Annotated in this window: 23 protein-coding genes and 1 pseudogene; 1 reads left to right on the forward strand and 23 read right to left on the reverse strand. The window is 53.3% G+C overall.

The window, feature by feature from the left end; translation table 11 throughout:
- Nucleotides 1-31: 31 nt before the first annotated feature.
- The 17 genes from AC3WOK_RS12385 to AC3WOK_RS12465 form a co-directional block, all read right to left on the reverse strand.
- Entirely contained in the window at nucleotides 32-496 is a 465-nt protein-coding gene (locus AC3WOK_RS12385) for a tail fiber assembly protein (protein WP_492354597.1), read from the reverse strand.
- Nucleotides 456-2,618, reverse strand: coding sequence for a phage tail protein (locus AC3WOK_RS12390; protein WP_492354598.1), 2,163 nt, complete (start codon nucleotides 2,616-2,618; stop codon nucleotides 456-458). Before AC3WOK_RS12390 ends, AC3WOK_RS12385 begins: the two co-directional genes overlap by 41 nt.
- Before the next feature lie 11 nt (nucleotides 2,619-2,629).
- Nucleotides 2,630-3,160: a phage tail protein I gene (locus tag AC3WOK_RS12395; RefSeq protein WP_047347793.1), complete on the reverse strand. Its 531-nt coding sequence runs from the start codon at nucleotides 3,158-3,160 to the stop codon at nucleotides 2,630-2,632.
- On the reverse strand, nucleotides 3,153-4,061 hold the full coding sequence (locus AC3WOK_RS12400) for a baseplate assembly protein (protein WP_492354599.1): 909 nt from the start codon (nucleotides 4,059-4,061) through the stop codon (nucleotides 3,153-3,155). Before AC3WOK_RS12400 ends, AC3WOK_RS12395 begins: the two co-directional genes overlap by 8 nt.
- Before the next feature lie 5 nt (nucleotides 4,062-4,066).
- On the reverse strand, nucleotides 4,067-4,417 hold the full coding sequence (locus AC3WOK_RS12405; protein ID WP_492354600.1) for a GPW/gp25 family protein: 351 nt from the start codon (nucleotides 4,415-4,417) through the stop codon (nucleotides 4,067-4,069).
- The gene (locus AC3WOK_RS12410) at nucleotides 4,414-5,055 is read right to left on the reverse strand and encodes a phage baseplate assembly protein V (RefSeq protein ID WP_059310555.1); all 642 of its coding nucleotides are present in this window, start codon (nucleotides 5,053-5,055) and stop codon (nucleotides 4,414-4,416) included. Before AC3WOK_RS12410 ends, AC3WOK_RS12405 begins: the two co-directional genes overlap by 4 nt.
- Before the next feature lie 112 nt (nucleotides 5,056-5,167).
- Nucleotides 5,168-5,635, reverse strand: coding sequence for a phage tail protein (locus AC3WOK_RS12415; RefSeq protein ID WP_492354601.1), 468 nt, complete (start codon nucleotides 5,633-5,635; stop codon nucleotides 5,168-5,170).
- Complete coding sequence (gene lysC, locus AC3WOK_RS12420; protein WP_230122831.1) at nucleotides 5,598-5,843, reverse strand: Rz1-like lysis system protein LysC; 246 nt, start codon at nucleotides 5,841-5,843, stop codon at nucleotides 5,598-5,600. Before lysC ends, AC3WOK_RS12415 begins: the two co-directional genes overlap by 38 nt.
- The gene (gene lysB, locus AC3WOK_RS12425) at nucleotides 5,731-6,144 is read right to left on the reverse strand and encodes an Rz-like lysis system protein LysB (RefSeq protein ID WP_492354602.1); all 414 of its coding nucleotides are present in this window, start codon (nucleotides 6,142-6,144) and stop codon (nucleotides 5,731-5,733) included. The genes lysC and lysB overlap by 113 nt, the downstream gene beginning before the upstream one ends.
- A gap of 8 nt (nucleotides 6,145-6,152) precedes the next feature.
- The gene (locus tag AC3WOK_RS12430) at nucleotides 6,153-6,662 is read right to left on the reverse strand and encodes a lysozyme (RefSeq protein ID WP_063957150.1); all 510 of its coding nucleotides are present in this window, start codon (nucleotides 6,660-6,662) and stop codon (nucleotides 6,153-6,155) included.
- Nucleotides 6,646-6,867, reverse strand: coding sequence for a phage holin family protein (locus AC3WOK_RS12435; protein ID WP_029741404.1), 222 nt, complete (start codon nucleotides 6,865-6,867; stop codon nucleotides 6,646-6,648). Before AC3WOK_RS12435 ends, AC3WOK_RS12430 begins: the two co-directional genes overlap by 17 nt.
- On the reverse strand, nucleotides 6,858-7,061 hold the full coding sequence (locus AC3WOK_RS12440) for a tail protein X (RefSeq protein WP_042715252.1): 204 nt from the start codon (nucleotides 7,059-7,061) through the stop codon (nucleotides 6,858-6,860). Before AC3WOK_RS12440 ends, AC3WOK_RS12435 begins: the two co-directional genes overlap by 10 nt.
- Nucleotides 7,062-7,240: 179 nt before the next feature.
- Nucleotides 7,241-7,681: a DinI-like family protein gene (locus AC3WOK_RS12445; RefSeq protein WP_059310551.1), complete on the reverse strand. Its 441-nt coding sequence runs from the start codon at nucleotides 7,679-7,681 to the stop codon at nucleotides 7,241-7,243.
- Nucleotides 7,682-7,790: 109 nt separating this feature from the next.
- Entirely contained in the window at nucleotides 7,791-9,974 is a 2,184-nt protein-coding gene (locus AC3WOK_RS12450; RefSeq protein ID WP_492354603.1) for a replication endonuclease, read from the reverse strand.
- 1 nt (nucleotide 9,975) lies between these two features.
- Nucleotides 9,976-10,197, reverse strand: coding sequence for a TraR/DksA family transcriptional regulator (locus AC3WOK_RS12455; protein ID WP_047347784.1), 222 nt, complete (start codon nucleotides 10,195-10,197; stop codon nucleotides 9,976-9,978).
- On the reverse strand, nucleotides 10,197-10,424 hold the full coding sequence (locus AC3WOK_RS12460) for a DUF2732 family protein (protein ID WP_063957154.1): 228 nt from the start codon (nucleotides 10,422-10,424) through the stop codon (nucleotides 10,197-10,199). The genes AC3WOK_RS12455 and AC3WOK_RS12460 overlap by 1 nt, the downstream gene beginning before the upstream one ends.
- A 68-nt stretch (nucleotides 10,425-10,492) precedes the next feature.
- A complete protein-coding gene (locus AC3WOK_RS12465; RefSeq protein WP_059310548.1) occupies nucleotides 10,493-10,831 on the reverse strand; it encodes a DUF5347 domain-containing protein in 339 nt (112 codons plus the stop codon).
- Nucleotides 10,832-11,058: 227 nt separating this feature from the next.
- Here AC3WOK_RS12465 and AC3WOK_RS12470 point away from each other — a divergent pair, with 227 nt between their 5' ends.
- A complete protein-coding gene (locus AC3WOK_RS12470) occupies nucleotides 11,059-11,634 on the forward strand; it encodes a phage repressor protein CI (RefSeq protein WP_047347781.1) in 576 nt (191 codons plus the stop codon).
- A gap of 101 nt (nucleotides 11,635-11,735) precedes the next feature.
- Here the strand turns inward: AC3WOK_RS12470 and AC3WOK_RS12475 are convergent, their stop codons facing one another.
- The 6 genes and pseudogenes from AC3WOK_RS12475 to AC3WOK_RS12500 form a co-directional block, all read right to left on the reverse strand.
- Nucleotides 11,736-12,419: an outer membrane protein gene (locus tag AC3WOK_RS12475; protein ID WP_492354604.1), complete on the reverse strand. Its 684-nt coding sequence runs from the start codon at nucleotides 12,417-12,419 to the stop codon at nucleotides 11,736-11,738.
- 366 nt (nucleotides 12,420-12,785) lie between these two features.
- Nucleotides 12,786-13,145, reverse strand: coding sequence for a DUF6911 family protein (locus AC3WOK_RS12480; RefSeq protein ID WP_492354605.1), 360 nt, complete (start codon nucleotides 13,143-13,145; stop codon nucleotides 12,786-12,788).
- A gap of 321 nt (nucleotides 13,146-13,466) precedes the next feature.
- Complete coding sequence (locus AC3WOK_RS12485) at nucleotides 13,467-14,195, reverse strand: hypothetical protein (RefSeq protein ID WP_492354606.1); 729 nt, start codon at nucleotides 14,193-14,195, stop codon at nucleotides 13,467-13,469.
- 447 nt (nucleotides 14,196-14,642) lie between these two features.
- Nucleotides 14,643-15,185: a hypothetical protein gene (locus AC3WOK_RS12490; protein ID WP_492354607.1), complete on the reverse strand. Its 543-nt coding sequence runs from the start codon at nucleotides 15,183-15,185 to the stop codon at nucleotides 14,643-14,645.
- Nucleotides 15,186-15,629: 444 nt separating this feature from the next.
- A complete protein-coding gene (locus tag AC3WOK_RS12495) occupies nucleotides 15,630-16,013 on the reverse strand; it encodes a hypothetical protein (protein WP_492354608.1) in 384 nt (127 codons plus the stop codon).
- Nucleotides 16,014-16,709: 696 nt separating this feature from the next.
- A pseudogene (locus AC3WOK_RS12500) lies at nucleotides 16,710-17,585 on the reverse strand (VENN motif pre-toxin domain-containing protein); the annotation flags it as partial.
- Nucleotides 17,586-17,613 lie beyond the last annotated feature (28 nt).

Genomic DNA, 17,613 nt, shown 5'->3' on the forward strand with positions numbered 1-17,613 from the left:
ACGAAAAACCCTCCGGATGGAGGGTTTGGGGTCAGGCGGGACGTTCGGGCCATTGAATGTCCGGGGCGGTGTTCACATCTACCCGGTTAAGCATGACCCGGTATCGCTTCCAGCCTAAAAGCGCGGCGGCTTCTTCGTCGGTAGCAATACCGAGTTCGGCTGCATCTTCAAGCGGAGTGATAATGTCACTTGCCGTTTTCATTAAGGCGTTTTTTTGCATCGTTGCCTGACTCACGCGCTCTTCATAGGTTGGTGCGGGAGGTTCCGCTAATACGGGATAACCATTTTTATCTGAAATAATTATTTTCCCGTCTGCTTGTCCCTCCATCAGCGACACATAGTCTTCATCAAGCACGCTGACATAATTATCCGGCCACGTTTCAGCGGAACGATAATCAGCCTCCAGCTCATCATTATAAAAAGCCCCGTTTACAGGAGAATATATATAACTCATATTAATAGCCTCGCGCTTCAAAATAAGCTTTAACTTCGCCACTGCCCGCTACGTAGGTGAACCCTGATCTGTCAGGGTTTTGCACGTAAATATTTTGATCGTGGAACCCATTGGTAAAAAGCAAGGTTAACTGCACGCTGAGACAGGCGTTAGGAAACGCCGTTGGGAAGGTAATACGCGTCGAATCAGCGCTACGCGTTGCCACCCCCCACTGCGTTATCACGCCCGTAGAGTTATCTTTCTCCCAACCGCTCGCCGCCTTACTGGCTGCATTTTTCAGATTATAGCGCGTATCGCTTTCGGCTTTTGTATATGCGCTAGTTTTAGCCATATAGCCCGCATCGCTTTGTCCTTTGGTATAATAACGAGCGTCGAAGTTAGCGAAACTACCCGGAATGAGCTGGCCTGGGGCGATAAAATTACCACTAGTATCCCATTTATAGTTAACGTCCTGACCACCACTGCCTTTCATGTGCAGATGCCATGAAAGAGCGGTATCAGCGACAAGAGACCCCATGGAAAAAGCCCATGAATTGATCCCGGTAATACTTGCCTGCTGTTTTAACGCGGGGTGGTATTCACTCGCTCCAGTTGTTGAATAGGTATTATAAAATGGTGCCTTTGTTTTGTACTGCTCAGCCCATGCAAAAGAATTGCTATAACCCGCTGTAATTTCCTTTGTGGCGTAGATGGTGTTGCCTACAGTAAAAGGTGTTTCGGATTGCAACGCCCCGGTTTCAAGACTCACCCGTAAAGGACGCAGAGCATTGTAATTGCCATAAGCATCTCCTTTATTGGTTAGCATCAGATAAAGATTATTACCATCATTACGCCAGAAGCAACCGTAGTCCCCATATGCAATCCGATAACTATTAGATGAAATAGACTGCACTTCCCCGCTTGAACGTAAATAGCCGCTGAATTGTCCCGCACCGTTTGTCTGAAACAACAGCGAGCCGTCTTTATTTCGCTGTGAGTAAAAATGGTAGCCGGTGTCATCCCCCAGTTCGACTACAGATGGCCGGTCTACATTACCCCAGAGGCGCAGGGCTGCATTCTTGTCAGAGGTATTAGATGAATAAAAAGAGAGTTTTTTCGTATTCCCCGAATAAAATCCGCCAAGTTGTGAAGTTAAATTACCTCTCACTCTCAGGCCGGTATTTGTGCTAATCGCCAGTTCCTCCTGCGAATCAGTACTGCCTGTTGCGAGACGGTATTCTCCCCCCTGAACAGTTTCATGCCAGATAGTGTCCGTCGCTCCGCCTCGCATTTTACGCAGATAATTTTTATTGCCTGTCGTCGCGTTAGAGAGTGCCGTTAAGTTATAGGTTGACTGTGTTATAGCGTCCTGATTCAACGTTCCGGTCATACTGTCGCCGAACTTGCTGACTCGCTCATTGGCATTTTTATTGGCTGCAGCGGCGTTGTCGTTAGCGACTTTAACCGCCTTCGGCGTCGCCGCCAACACCTCAGACACGCTGTCAGTAGCGCTACTGAGCTGAACGATGCCCTTTCGCGCCGTCGTTGCGTCCGCTGCCGTGTACTTCCCGTTAGCCAGGTCGTACGCCGCCTTCACCGCTTTCGGTGTTGCTGCGAGCACCTCGGAGGCGCTGTCGGTTGCACTGCTTAACTGGGTAAAGCCCTTTGCGGTAAGCGTGGCGTCAGGATGACGGCGCGATTGCTCATGCTCCGTCAGCTTCTCGTCAACATAATCCTTCGTCGCCATCACCGTTGACGCATCAATAGAGAGTTCAACCGTAGCAATGTCACTCACCATGATAACCATGCGTAAGGTTTGAGCACGTCCCGAACCTTCAGCGAGTGCAGGTTTGTAACTGTCAGCCATATTCCCGACCGCAATCAGCGTCCCGGTATCGTCATACAGCCCCATCTCGCGCATCCAGAAACCGCCAACCTCAGGAGGGATCAGCAGCTCCGCCACGACATAGTTTTTATTCTTTTTGTCCTGGCTGATTTTATTTAGCGCATGGCGCCAGACTTCATTGATGAGTTTCGTCTGGTTTGCGTTTGGCGTTGGCAACACACCGCCACCGTCGCCAACCGCCATCGCCGCAAAATTGACTTTCTTGCCGTTTGGGACGGTTGCTGCAGCCAGTTTTTCGGCACCGGCTTTGGTGATAACCGTTTTATATTTCACTGTCATTGTGCTCTCACTTATCCGGGATAAACCGTGATGATGTCGCCGTCATAGCTCAGGGCGCCGGTATAGAGATAACCCGGTATGTCCTGGATGATATTCAGGCCAATAAGGTGGCGGCTGGCAGGCTTCGCATCGGCGATAAGCCTCTCCATTTCGTAATACATTTCCTCGGTGATGCCCGTGTCTAACACGCCGATATCAAGGCGGAAGGTGCCGGGCGGATCGTTGGTTTGCCACCACTCGGTAACGTTGATCAGATAGCCAAGCGGCTCCACCACGCGACGCACGGCGCCAATCGTTCCCTTGTGGGCATGAATAAACCACGCGGCGCGGATCACCTCCCGCTTGGTGGCCTCCGGCCAGTTCTCATCCCAACGGTCAACCGAAAACGCCCACGCCAGCCAGGGCAGCAGATTCGCCGGGCAGGTATCCGCATTCCAGAGTTGGCGCAGCGGAACAGGCGTATTTTCGATGTCCGCACAGGCGCGCGCCGCGGCGACCTCAAGCGCCGATGAGCCAACCGGTAAAAGGCGGGTATTACTCATCGTTTCCCCCCACGGTTACGCTGTAGTTGCTGCACCATGAGGCCTGAGTTTCATCAAGCACGATATCCGCCGCGGGGGCGGTCAGCTCCACCCGCTGCACCCCTTCCACGTGAAGTGCGGCGTAAATGGCTGACTTGCGGATATCGCGTCCAAGCCGATGCTGGGCCGTGATGTAGGCCTGTAGCCGGGCCCTTGCCGCGCTAAGCACGGGTTCACTTTCAGGGCCTGGGAAGAGGAATAGCGAGGCGTCAATGCTGTAGTCGACAATCCTGGCCGACTGGACGGTCACGCGGTCGGCAACGGGCCTGACGTCCTCATCGTTCAGCGCATTGCGAACAACGGCGAGCAGTTCCTCAGACGCCACGCCGTTATTCTCCCGGGAGAGCACGGAGACCGTGACGTTCGCCGGCTGTGGGCTGATCACAGAAATATCCGCTACCCGGCCATCCGCGCTGCGGCCATGGAACTGATACGCCCCTGTTGAGCCGGCCACGCTCAGCCCTTCCGGCGCCTGCTGGATGCGCAGGCGAAAATCGGTATCGGACTCCATCACGGCCGGCGTGGGCGGGAAGGTGGTGTCGTCGGCAGGGGTAATCACCAGGCGCTCAAGATTAGCGTTTGCCCCAATCTGGTCCAGATCGCTGCCTGCGGCATAGGCCAGCATGACCGCACGCGCGGCCTCGTTAACGCGCTGGCGCCAGATAACTTCCCGGTAGGCGTTCTCCTGCAGGAGCTTCACAATCGGCTCCGACTCCAGCGTCAGCGTCCGTGCAATCGCCTCTCGCTCCTCTTCCGGATAGAGCGAGACAAAGGTGGCCTTTCGTTCTGCCAACAGCGTTTCATAATCCACCTCATCCACGACATCAGGCGCGGCGAGCTGGCTCAGATCAACAATAGCCATAGCGTTTAACTCAGTGAAATGGTGATAGAAAAGGATTGTCCGGAGGTCGGGCACGTGCCGGTGATATCGACATACAACGTCCCGTCGTTCTCCGAACGCTCGAAGGTGATGGCCGTCAGGCTTATCCGCGGCTCCCATTTCTGGATGGCGGAATAACAGGCAGCCATGATTTGCAGGCGCAGCGCCGGACTCTGCGGCCTGTCGATCATCGCCGCCAGCAGCGAGCCGTAATCCCGGCGCATGACCCGCGAGCCAATCGGCGTGACCAGAATGTCGCGCACGCTTTGCCGGATGTGGTCAGCCTCTGTAATGCTAAGCCCGGTCTGCCTGTTCATTCCCCTGTAACGCACCGTCATTGTGTCCCCTTAGTCCAGCTTCCGCCGCTTTGCACGCCGCCGTGCGCGTGGTTGTCCACCTGCACCCCGTTGGAGGTGAATTTACCGCCGGAATGCTCGATATTTCCGGCCATCACACCGCCCTTCTGCACTTCAAGAGAGGCGGTAATTAACTTGTTAGTGCACACCACTTCAGGCGTATCCAGCGTGATGCGTGACGTTGACGTCACCCGCACCTCCGGCACGGTGGCGGTCAGCGATTCAGAGGCGGTAACGTCGGCCGTTTTAATGCCTGAAACCGTCAGCGCCCCGCGCCCGGGTTCGTACTCAATGACCGCGCCGTCCGGAAACGAGACGTGGAGCGCGTCAGGCGACCCGGACGGCGCCGGATGGTCGTCCGAGAAAATGCCGGGCAGCACGAAGGCGGTATCAAGCTCCCCGCCGATGGCCAGCAGCAGCACCTGCTCGCCCTCGGAAGGGGCCCACCACACGCGCGAACGTCCCGCGCGGCAGGTTAGCCAGTTCAGCCAGGTGGTTTTCATCCCGCCGGTCTGGACGCGACAAAGCCCTCTGTTGAGGTCAACATCGGTCACAACACCGATACGAATCAGATTGCGGATCGCGCGAGCGATGCCGTTCATGGAAGTTAATGTATTCATGAGAAGAGAATGCCGTTCAGGGCGAACGGCAGCAACGAGACGGGGTTTTCTGCGGGATGAAACAACAAGCTGTCCAGACAGCAGGCCGCAGGCGGCTTTCAGCGCGGGGGAGTTAGTCCTCCCACTTGCTGACGAGCTCGCCGTTAATGTACAACTCTTTCGGACGCGTGACGGGCTCCGGCAGCGGCGGTTCGGGGGAGTACGTCGCGTGCAGAGCGCCCTGCTCCTGGGACACGAGAATGCGCTCGGTCACCTGCACGCTGATGCTGATGTCCATCGTATCGTCATCGTTCAGGACGATCGCGAAGGTGTATCCGTTTTTGTGTCCTTCATCGAGGGTAAACATGTCCGGCTGGTTTTCCCGAAGCCAGGCCAGCACCGGGACGAAAAACCCCTCGCTGTCGCCGGCGAAACCGCTGACCTTCGCGTTCAGCGCATAGCGCTTTTCAAAGGAGAGCGAGGAGGCCAGGCGGGCGTCAATATTGCCGCTGCCGACCGACATCTGCAGGCGCTCCGGGTGAGCATTCAGCTGGGGGATCGCGTCAATTAATGCCTGACGCAGGCTCTTGAGTTTGTGCATCGAGTTTATCCTGACAGTCTTTAATGGTTTCCACCTGCAGCGCGCAGGCGATAAGGGCGTACTCAAGCCTGCGAATATCTGCGCTGAGATCGCCGTTAGTGGCGGGTTCGCTTCCCGGCATCGGGCAGCGGCTCACCTTCGGGCAGGCGTTGTAAACAATGTGCTGCGGAGGCGCAGGCGGTGCGGGTGTGCAGCCTGCGGACAGCATCAGGCAGCTGAGCGGTATACCAGCGGCGTAACGCTTCATTTTCATTGAGCAATCTCCCGATAGTCGCTTCCCGTCTCGCCTGCTCCTCACCGGCAGCGAGCAGCGCCTCACGGAGCCTCACCTGGGCGTTTTCGTTGGATCTGGCCATCCGCTGTGCCAGGGAAAGCTGTTGATTAAGCTCGGCGAGAGCGTTTTTTTGCTCGCTGGCGACCCGGTTAGCGGTGACCAAGGAGCGGGACAGGGTCTGGTTGTCATGACGAAGCCACAGCGTGACGGCCAGCAGCCCGGCCAATATCAGCATGAGGACCCTCACGGCAGCCCCTTCGTGCACCAGGCTTTCTCGCGAACGCGGCGGTTTTCCAGCCCGGCATTTTTGACGCCGTTGACGTACACCCAGCGGGTAAGCTCGCCGCATGCCTGCGGCCACTGTTTACGCTTAATAAACGACACCAGGGTCGAACGGCAGGCGGCGCCCGTGCCGACATTAAAGGTAAAGCTCACCAGCGCGTCGTAGACCCGGGGCGGCATCTCCACCGGCGCGCAGGCCGCCAGCCGCCGCTCAACGTTGAGCACGTCAGCGACCAGGTTTACCGCGGCCTCACGCTCGGTAATGTCCCGCGTCGGCACGACGTTTGCCGTGTGGCCAATGCCTGACGTCCAGACCCCGGCGCTGCACCGGTAAGGCGAGAGGCGACATCCTTCGAGATCGGCAATCAACGCCAGCCCCTCCGGGGACGTTTTCAGTAGCCGAAAGTCAGGCATCAGCACCGCCAGGGCCAGCACGCCGGCGACGCTGCAACGCTTAATGATTGAGTTCACGAATGCTCTTCTTGTCGAGGCCCAGAGACTGGAGATAGCGCCAGGTTTTTCGCTTAAACCAGTAATTCGTCAGCGCGGTAAAAATGGCGCAAAGGCTTCCCACGTACAGCGCGACTTTTTCAGGAGACATCGCCCCGAACCAGGCCAGCGCCACGGCCAGCCAGTAGGCGATAAACGTGGTGATCTTCTCCAGGCTCAGTCCCATAGGTTTACGGATTCTTTTGTGGGGGCGCTATCCACCTCCGGCATCTCTACCGGCGTGCCGTGAGGCAAGATAACGCCTAACTCCGCGAGGCCAGAATTGGCCTTCAGAACGGCTTCAACGACGCCAGCCGTGCGCCCATAAAAGCGAGCGCAAACGGCATCAAGCGTGTCCCCCTGCATTGCATAGATTTTCATCAGACGCTCCCAACATCCGGTTTTCCAGGTACCGTAGAGTTTCCCGGGCCGGCGGTCTTTTCGCTATCGCTGAGAGATGGGCAAACGCGGACACAACAGACCGTCCGCGAGCAGCGACGCGTGGTTCACCGGAAGCGCAAACTCTGAATGAGGGCGTGGGGTCGGGTAATGAGCCGGGGCTAGCGCCAGCTCTCGTCTTCCCAGACTTCCCGGAGAATAGCGTCCAGCGCCTCGCGATCGGCCTCTCTTTCAAGCCCCTGGAGCTCGACTCCCGTCACCGAGCCTAACTTCACGTTCACCCGGGATGACGGAAACAGGGACCGTATTCTGCGGGTCAGTTCGCACTGGAAGGCCTCGACGACGGCATGGCCAATCTGCCGATCTTTATCGAGGGTAATGTTCACCCGAACGTTACCCTCTTTTTTAATGCGTTCCGGAACAGGCGATGCCGAGAAAACAACGGTAAACGCGTTGTTCTTGATTAAATTTCCCCGCGCAATCTCAGCAATCAAATTCAGGGCAATTTCACGATCTCTTTCCTGACACGTTCCTTCTGTCGTGAGTCGCGCAATCATCTCGACGCGTTCAATCATGACCTGCTCGTTCAACTCTCTGTCCACACAACCTCCACCACGAGATACTGTATAAACATACAGTAGCACGTATTCATAAAAAGAGTGAAGCGAAAAATCAGAACCCTTCGCGGTATGTACATGATATCGATGGAGATTAGCGTACCCGCTGGGTGAGCAGTTCCGTTAAATGCCCAATACGTTCAAGGATTTTTCGCGCCTTTTCCTGATAAGAACGCCCCGCCGGAAAGAGCGATCCGTCAGCTGCGCCTCTGCACCATTTGTCGTTAAAGCGGCTGACGCCGCCCGCCATAAGATGCAGGGCCTCTCCCCGGCTGATGGCGATTCCGGTGGCAAGCCGGATCTCGTCAATCACCCTCTCCGGAACCCCGTTCTGCGGATCCCGCTCGTAGACAAAGGGCGCCGCTGCGCCGGGCCGGATGCGTTTGATGCGTTCGGTTAACGCCCGTCTCGCACGCCGGTTAAGAGGTTGAGAGAGATCGCTCACCGTACAGTTATTGACAGAACTCCGAGGAGGCGCAGTCTTATCTTCCACGGCCCGCTTCGGCACAATTTTCCACTGGGTGAGCCGGGTTAAAATGGGGCTTCCCGCGCCGACGGCGGAATCGTACACGCCGTGGATGCGGACGGTCTCCTCGCCGTACTGGTTAAACCCGGCGCGCGGGGCATACAGCGTGCGCACCTGTAAATCATCGCGACGCACAAACGGTCCGCCCTGCGCGGTGACGTAACCCGCCCAGTCCCCGGCGTCGGCAGCGTCATGGACGGCGGCAAACTCGATGCTCAGACCGCGCGCGGCCTCGGTATCCGCCAGACGGCGCAGCTCGCGGTAGACCGTTACCGGCGCCCCGCCGATAAACTGAAACTGGCGAATGTGCCAGCGCCCCGCCCAGGCCGACACGGCGGACGCCGTCTCCTTCAGCAGCCCGCCGCTTTCGCTATCGGTCTCGCCATCCAGCGCATAGCCGTCGATATTCTTGGAGATGTATTTGGCGATGTAGCCGGTAGCGCTGCCTTTCTGCGGATCGATGGCGTCTGCGTGAAAGCGCGCCTGTCTGGCGCTTTCGCTCTGCAGCTCGGCGGCATCCTCCTCCCGCGCGTAGTCCCCCATAATCCGTCGAACGCATTCGACCTCTTCCGGCCGCATAAACATCAGCATGTGCCAGTGGGGCGTACCGTCGTGATGGGGTTCCGCAACGCGGATACCAAAAATACGGCGCCCCTCCCGGTGCAGCTTTGCGCGGATGCGCGCCCACAGCCGGGTGAAGTAGCTTTGCGTCTCCGCCGGGCTGGCCCCGTTCCACTTCGCGTTGGGGTAGCCCGACTTCATGGTCGCGTGATACCGCGCGGGGGCGGTTAAGGTATAGAACTCGCCCACATAGCCCAGCGCCTGGCAGATATTTTCAAACCCGCGAATGCGGGTCATCAGTTCACAGCGACGTATGGCCGGGTTGGCCACCGAGGTATCGTATTTTTCAATCAGGCTGATGCGGTTGCCCTCTTCATCTTCCAGCTCCATGCCCTTGAGAAATTCGCGGGTGCGGCGCTTCTGCTCGCGCCACTCGGTCACGCAGCGCTTGCTCGCATACGCCGTTCTCTTTTTGCTGACGTTGCCGAGGGCAATCTGCAAATGCTCGCGCCAGGCCGCCGCGATCCGGCGCAGGCGCCCGCGCCACCACGCCTCGGAAAACATGCGGATCACCGCCGCGGCAACATCATCTTTGTTGAAAAACGTCTTCGACACCCGCTCCCAGTGCGGAGGCGGCACGTTGAACTGCCGGGCGATCAGCCCGGCGCGCTGATACCAGACGAACAGCGTCTGGTATTCGCCCATGTCAGCATCGTTAATATTCGCCAGCTCGCCGCGAATAAAGCTGGCGATATCGGCGGCCAGCAGGTCGATATCCGCGCGGGACATATCCGGAAGTCGGTTATAGCGGGCAACCAGCTCGACCATGCGCGAGGCAAGGTATTGCAGAAGCCGGGTGTCGAAATGGCCGTCAAACACGGCCCGGGAAACCGCGCTGTGCAGGCCCGCGCAGGCATAGCGTTCAGAGACCTGCCGCAGGCGGGGCAGCATCCTGTTGCAGAAGCGGATCAAAAAGGCATTAGCCTGCGGGCTGCCCCGACGCTGTTCGAGGGCGTCGACCGTGCGCCAGACGTCAACGCGCACGCAGTCAGGCTGCCGTGAGAGGGCAATTCTTGCCTGCTGCAGCGCCGCGAAAAGGCGATCGCGGCGCTGCAGTTGGGCATGAGTAAGGTAGGGGCTGGCAATGGCCGACCGCGGAGCGTTCCACGGATAAGCAAATGACGTAGCCAACTCATCCTCCCCGGACGTGTTTATTTTTCATCTCCGCGATCTCCTGGCAGGTGACGCACAGGGCCACGCCGGGCACCGCCATGCGGCGCGCCTCAGGTATCGGGGCCTCGCAGTCCTCGCAGAGGAAACGCGAAGGCGATGCGGGCCGTCTGCGGGCGTGATTTATGTGCCGCTCTCTGTCTTCCTGCTCGCGCGCCTGCGCAAGATCGATAAAATCAGCCATCAGTGCAGCTCCTGTGATTCGCGCTCGTAGCGGGCCGCCTCGAGGCACAGCAGTTCGGCAACGTCTTCCCCGCTCATGCCGGTTTTGAAGATATGGCTCGCCAGCGCCTCCAGGCGCAGGGAGACCGCGCGGGCTCGCGCGCATCGTTCCTCTGTTTTTGCCTCCCTCAGCAGGCGTTTCAGTTCTTCACTTCCAATCGGATAAGGGCGGTTTTCACTGTTTCGCATCACGCGTTCTCCTTAATTTCAGGCAATAGAATGCCCGGCGGGTTTACGCCATTCGTTTTTTGGTTGGGTTACACCGGCATGGTCAGCCGTTCAGGAAATAGACTCACAACAGCACGAAAATGGTTCATGGCGGTAATCAGCGCCCTTTTCTCCTCGGTCGTCAGCTCGCTGATATCGCACTCGTGACGGGCGACGGGCAATCTCGCCAGGAAAAAGATGGCGGCCAGCGCCCTGCTGTTCTCCTCAAAACAGGGATCGCGCTTATCGCGCAGCTCGGCCATAAACCGCGCCAGCTCTTTTCCGCTATCGCTCCCGTATCGGGCGCGCAGTTCAGCGACGTGGTTAAGCCCGCTAAGACGAGCCCCCACGCTAAGTGGAACCCTTGCACGAGCAGCTTCAATCGCCATATCTCCCCTCGCGTAAATTCACGCACGCTAATGCGCTGATAACGGGCACAGCACGGCTTTTTCCGCCGTTTGAGGATTGCGATTTCAGAAGCCATGCTGCATGATTCCCATTTTGATACTGTCTGCAATCATTAGCCTCTGTTTGCCAACGTCTGCCGCTGATTGCCCGAATTTGTAATGATATTAATACCCAAATGAGTATTAGTAAACACTCAAAGGAACATATTTTGATTTTAGATTCTCAAGTGAATAATGAAGAGTTACTCGATAGAATCTGTCAGGTATATGGTTTCACGCAGAAAATCCAGCTGGCCCGGCACTTCAACATCGCCGCCAGCTCGCTTCAGAACCGCTACGCGCGCGGTACCATCTCTTACGACTTTGCGGTTCAGTGCGCGCTGGACACCGGCGCCAGCCTTCGCTGGCTGATGACCGGACAAGGCGCGCAGTTTGAAGGTAACCCCGCGCCGGGCGATCCCGTTTCGGTTTCCGCGTTCACCCTTAGTGATGGAAGACTGGAAGAAAATACTACTTTGAGTATCGATTCTGCTGTCTTTAGCAAACCGCTGGCGCGCGGCATCGCCGTCAGGGCGGAGGGCAAGCTGCACTTTATTGAGAAAGAGGCGTCGTTAACCGACGGTCTGTGGCTGGTTGAGATTGAAGGCACCACCAGCATCCGCGACTTAACGCTGCTGCCGGGTAAAAAGCTCCACGTGGCGGGGGGCAAGGTTCCCTTTGAATGCGGTATCGACGAGATCAAAACGGTGGGTCGCGTGGTGGGGATTTACAGCGAGGTGAGCTGACGGCGTGCGGGTAATCAAAACCGCATGCTCGCAATAAAAAAGCCAACCCCGCATTCCTGCGGCGTTGGCCCTGTTTTTAAGGCAGTGACGCTTACAACAGGCTAAAAGACATAACGCATGCCAAGGGTAAATTCATTAGAGACGATATGTGCTTTCATCTGTTCGTCTTTTAAACCACGCGCGTTAGTGAAGTTGTTATATCCGCTTTCGATCTTGCCCATATCGATATAGCGGTAGCCCAGATCGACATACAGGCGTTCAATTGCCGTGTAACTCACACCGGCTCCTAAGGCGTAGGTCAGGTTGTTATGCGTGGTTGAGGCATATTCACGGCCCGAGTTACCCTGCCAGCCGCCGGCTTTAATCTTGCTTACGCCAAGGCCTGCCGTCCCGTACAGGGAAACGCCATAACCCAGCTCATAGTCACGATAAACGTTGACCATCAGGCGCTCAGTTTCTGTTTTCAGGTGGTTATAGCTATTAGCGAATGTGCTGGAGCCGCTGGTATATTCGGCCTTCTGCTTAAAGGTATATTCACCCTCGGTACGCCAGCCGTTACCAAACTGGTAGCCCGCTGCAATCGCCGCGCTGCCGAAGTGCTCCTTCTCTTTACCACCCACAAACTGCCCGACACCCGGGCGCGCGCTGGTATCCATCTCTTTCGCACGCTGTTCAACCTGCAGATATTTTGCCGAACCGTAATACCCTTCCTCGGTATTTGCTGCCAGAACAGTGGCCGGAATCATTGCGATCGGCAGGGCGGCTAAAATAGCTTTCATATTCATCTCTACTCCGTTGAAAAATATTCCGCACGTCGAACAGTCGTCCGCCGTTGGCAGGAAAAAGTCAGTGAGACGAAGCATAGTCAGTCCCGAAGGGGCAAACTATTCGGATGAATACGCGTTTTACCTGGTAATTTTACGTAGGGATTGGTTGTGGAAGCACATTGCCGAGCACCCTGAGCGCAGGGAAGTGGCCTTTAATACCCGGCCTGTCGGCATTTTGAGGATGGGGAATGATGGGATAATTCAGTATTACAGTCTCAACAAATACATGACAACCACCTAATGTGCATTATTCATAATGACTTAAAGAAATACGCGAAGGCTTAAAAAACCTGATATATCCAGGTAGTATTCTATGCAAAAAAACTAAACCTGCCCCGTAATGAAAAAAGTTCTGGACACCTCAGTGACAAAATCGAAATCACTTGTCGCGTCATGAGAGCGACTCCAGGAAACAGGCAAAACAGGGCTCACTCCTCTCGAAAAACAGGTTTTTTGAATACTGTTTATTTTTGTTTCATCGTCCTCGCACTCAATTAATGAGAGCAAGAAATGCATACCATCTGAATGTATGCTGAGCGTTTTATGATTATCAACATCTTCAATATTTATGCTTCCAGTATGAGTTCTGAGCTTATGAAGCGCATCGCAGACGTCCGCCCACAAAGGAGAATCCTTTTTACTGAAACCTGTATCTTCGCAAAACAGGAAGAGCTTCATACTCATCGTTTATCCTTTAACAATGTTGTTTTCTCGGTATTTTAACATGGAAGATAAATAAGCAAGAACAGGATAAAGAAAGATAGGGTGATGTTGCTGGCAAATTACAAACTTTAGGAATTTTATAGCCTGATTTCTGGGGATGATTGCCATCTGCTCGCCGATATCGCTGTCGCGTCAACCTCTTCTCCCTGTCACACATCGGGCTGATGCCTTATAGCCCAGCCAATACTTCACTGGGCTATAAGGCATTTCAATTCATAAAGAAAGGTTAATTCTCCATTCTCTATTAGCGCCTATGATTGCGACTTGATATTAACTCACCATCTAGAACTTACTTTTAATGTTTTCGTATTTTTCAATATAACTATCTGCATTACCTATACCTCTTCCCTGAACAATTTGCACAGTAGCTGAAATAACATTTTTTACTTTCTCATCTTTACTCATCTCAATATAGAGCCTTTCTGATACGCCAGACTCTGTCCCGCTTATCATGTTAACTACCGGAATATAAGATGAGGCATCTCTTGAAATATCTGTTTTAGAATAGATAAGCAGAAGGTCACCCTCATCTGTGAAGGTCATGCCATCCGGATTACCTAATAAATTAATAACTTTCGTTTTATCACTACCTTTTTCTAATTCTGTAAACGCCAAATTACGAGCACTGATATAATCAAGATTATATTTATTCGCATTGTGCAAATCTTTTACAAAGATACCATGATTAATGACAACATTATCAGGACCATAAACAACTGAAAGAACTCTATGTGCGTAAGTGCCGGTCATACCGTTCAAAAAGCCTGTATATGAAGCAACCGAAAGCTTACCATCAGGGAATGTTTTCTTTAATGTAGACCGGAATTCATCTTTTTTCCCAATAATACTGGACAAAGAAGAGACTTTTGTTTCTCCGTCTATTACTTTTGAATTAATAAAAGAATCACTGTTTTTCTTGTCAGACAAAAGTTCACTACCGCCGTTGAATGCAGAGCATGAGGTTAGTAGCATTGACACTACAGCAATGCTTAATATTATTTTTTTTGACATATTTAATTTATCCTTAAACAATTTTATATTAAAATAGGAAGGCACCATAATGCCTTCATCCCACAAGGTTCTCGAGTATGTGCTCAGAACCGCTATTACTACTATTTCCTAAGTAATATCAACCCACGCTTTGAATTATTCATCAATCCGGAGAATCAAGCCGTTTAAAGAATTCATCTAAAAACGTAATAAAAAACAGTACTGACCTACTTTTCATTTACCGATGCAAGCTCTAAGTCTTCATGATCGACTTCACATTCAAAATAGAAAATTTTGACTATCGAAAGCGCAAAAAATCATCTTGTAAAATCAATGTCTTATAAGTTATTTTGTTGGAGAGGAGTTCCACAGCAACAACTTTTTGCCCTGGCATACTTTTTGGCTTCGGACATATCTTCATACTGTGACATACCACCTGCACCTATGGATTTATCGCGGCAAGCTATGTCATTTTTCCATGAGGGTGGTACTCAAACTCTTATACAATGCCTTCATTTTCCTGACGTTTTCCTCGTCATAAGCCATGAGAACATCTGGTGACAGAGAATGGTAAGTAATAAATACCAAATATTTTGTCCCTTCTACGTTAACAAACCTCACATCTTTACTGAGATAACCACCATACTTTTTAGTTTCCACAGCATCACTTACCGTTTCGACATCACCAGGCGAAGATTGCCAGACCAAAAAACGTTCGAACAAAGCATCCCACGCCGGCAACAATGCTTTGCTGGTATAACCGTGGTATCCCATACCACTACCTAAATCAGCAGCCAGCCTAGCATATTCAGGAGGGTCCTCAATACGAATCAACGTATTGTGGTAATTCGAATATTTTACTGCCAACTCTGGTGTAAGATCGATATAATTAATATTAGTACTGTAAAAATCGAAAGGCTCAATGCGTAACGACTTATAAACGGAATGACAGCTAGTAAGTAAAAATGAAGCTAAAATGATCCATATAATAAAAAAAATAGATTTTTTCATATTTAACAGCCTTATAAATAGCATTTGGTTATATATCGTACTAAATTACTCACATACTCAAAGTTCGCAATGGACGAAGCTGTTCATTCATCCCGCTTCTCCCTGACCTGATTTTTCAGGGATTCAGCAGCCTGCTTCGCCGCTGCAAGGGCTTGGTCTCCGGCAAGCGAGTTATTATCAACAACACCTTTACCCGATGTGAAGCAGGCCGCCGAAGCTACACTTATAGTGCTATATCAGTATGTTACAACTACTTTTTCCCGGACATTTCACTGAATCGGGCGCAATGCCTCAATACGCGGTTTTGCACCCCGTTATCCACTTTTCCCAATAATGGTAAAGAGCTGATAGCCGCCCCCCTCCGACATTAGTAGTGCATGAAGAGAGGGATTAAGAACTGACAGGTCAAAGGTCCCTGCTCAGTGCCCGGGACCTCTACAAAAACTACCACCATTTAGGATAATCGTTAAAAGCACGTAATATCGATTGCCTGGCAGCGTCATCAAGCTTTTCACTTCCTTTTGATAGGGAGATACCACCATTGATATCTTCCTTCATACATGACCAATTCAGCTCACCAGCGACTGGATTTAAAACTAACTTAAAACCGTCGTTCATATCCTTGAGGATGGCAAGTTCGCCACAGTTCATACAGCTAACAAACTGGTCAAAGCACTGACACTCTATCCAGAAGTGAGCATTAACTTCAGCCTTATAACCAAACTTCTCAACTGAAATTGAGACGCTAAACTTTAAGGAAGGAACATGCTCATCAAGCTCAATAACGTCCAGCTTTATATTTACAGGATTAGTAATTTCTATATCCATTTAATGAGACCCCAAATAACGTGCATGAATTATTGTCGGCAATTCTCCATCAACACGAGGCGGCTTAATTTCTAGCTGCCAGCCATCAACTGTAATTCGTTCTCCATATGGCATATTAGTTTTAGTTGCCGTGTTCACAGCAGCTTGAAAACTACGCAATTCCTCTTGACTGGCAAGACGCACTGCTTCAGGCGTATGTGTCACTGCTTTTGATGTCGCATATTCAGCCATATGTTCTGTAGCATTACCATGCACCCATATTTTTTGTCCATTTGGTAAAGACATTTCAAATGATTGAGGAATTACAGATCCTGGATGCACAGGCTGTGTTGCCTTGATTGAGTCGAAAACGGTTCCTGTCGATAACTGATTGGCTTTTGAATAATTAACCACAATGGAATCGATCTTACTGACGGCGGCGGCCCCCAACAAAGGCGTCATTGATGCCGCCACCGTCTTCATCCCGTCATAGGTTTCGACATAGTTCTCCGCCGTCACCTTATCGACACCAAACTGCACCATTGCATAGTTTACCATAGCATCCTTCACCTGCTGTTGATTCTGCGTATCAACACTGGTGATATTCAGCAGGTTCACTATCTGCCCGTAAGCATCTGCGTATTGCTGGCTAACCTTCGAGTTATACGGCCCTGTTTCATATTCACCTTTGGCCGCTATGACCTCCAGCCGCGCACTCGCACAGGCCGCACTCCCTGCCGCACCGTTACTGCAGGCATCAATAACCTTCTTATCACTAGCTATATCTTTTTCACGTAGATCATTGATAGTCTGCTGTGCTTTTTCGCGTTCAGCCGGGTCGTTACTGTTGAGTTTTTGTTTCGCTATCTCAAGCGCCGTCTTCTCCGACACGCTCAGATAGTTATTCTCAACCGCATTCTTCCCGCCCTGTGCCCCCGCAGCTGCTGAAGCCGTGCTGTCTCCCGCTATCCCTCCGGCCATCCCCGCCGATATCGTCGCCAGCGTGCTGACCGTCTGCTTCTGCTCCTCGCTCAGGTCACTGACCGCTTTGCCCGGATACATTGCCGCCATGATTGCGCGCGCTGCCAGCTCCCCCGTAGCCGCACCGGCCGCACCCGCCGCTGCACTGTTCCCCTGCAGCGCCGCAACCGCACCTCCCAGTATCGCGTGCGCGATGGTGTTGACCGCCGGATTGCCCTCCGTCGATTTCAGCAGATGCGCCAGCTCTGGTGCCGATGCCCCCGCCAGCGCGCCGGCAATATCTCCGCCCGCCAGCCCCTGAAGCGCCGCCGTTGCCGCCTGAATGCCACGCTGAATGGTGCTGCCCGTACCAAACTTCGCCTGCTCATCCCGGTACTCCGGCGTCTCTTTCAGCTGCTCAACCGTCAGGTCAGGGTGCGTCTTACGCGCTTCCTCCAGCGCATTCAGCTCGCCCTGCGTTCTGGCGATGTCAGCCACCTGTCCGCCGATATCGCTGATGGCGCTCACCTGCGCAAGCCGTTGCTGCTCCTTCTCCTTGTCAAATATCGGGCTGATGCTGTCGTTTGCGTGCTCTGTGTCCCGGCTCAGGCTGGCCACATCCTGCTGCGAGTTTTACGATCGCGCACAACGCAACTACATC

Source organism: Enterobacter sp. FW301-JW81, assembly GCF_058788735.1.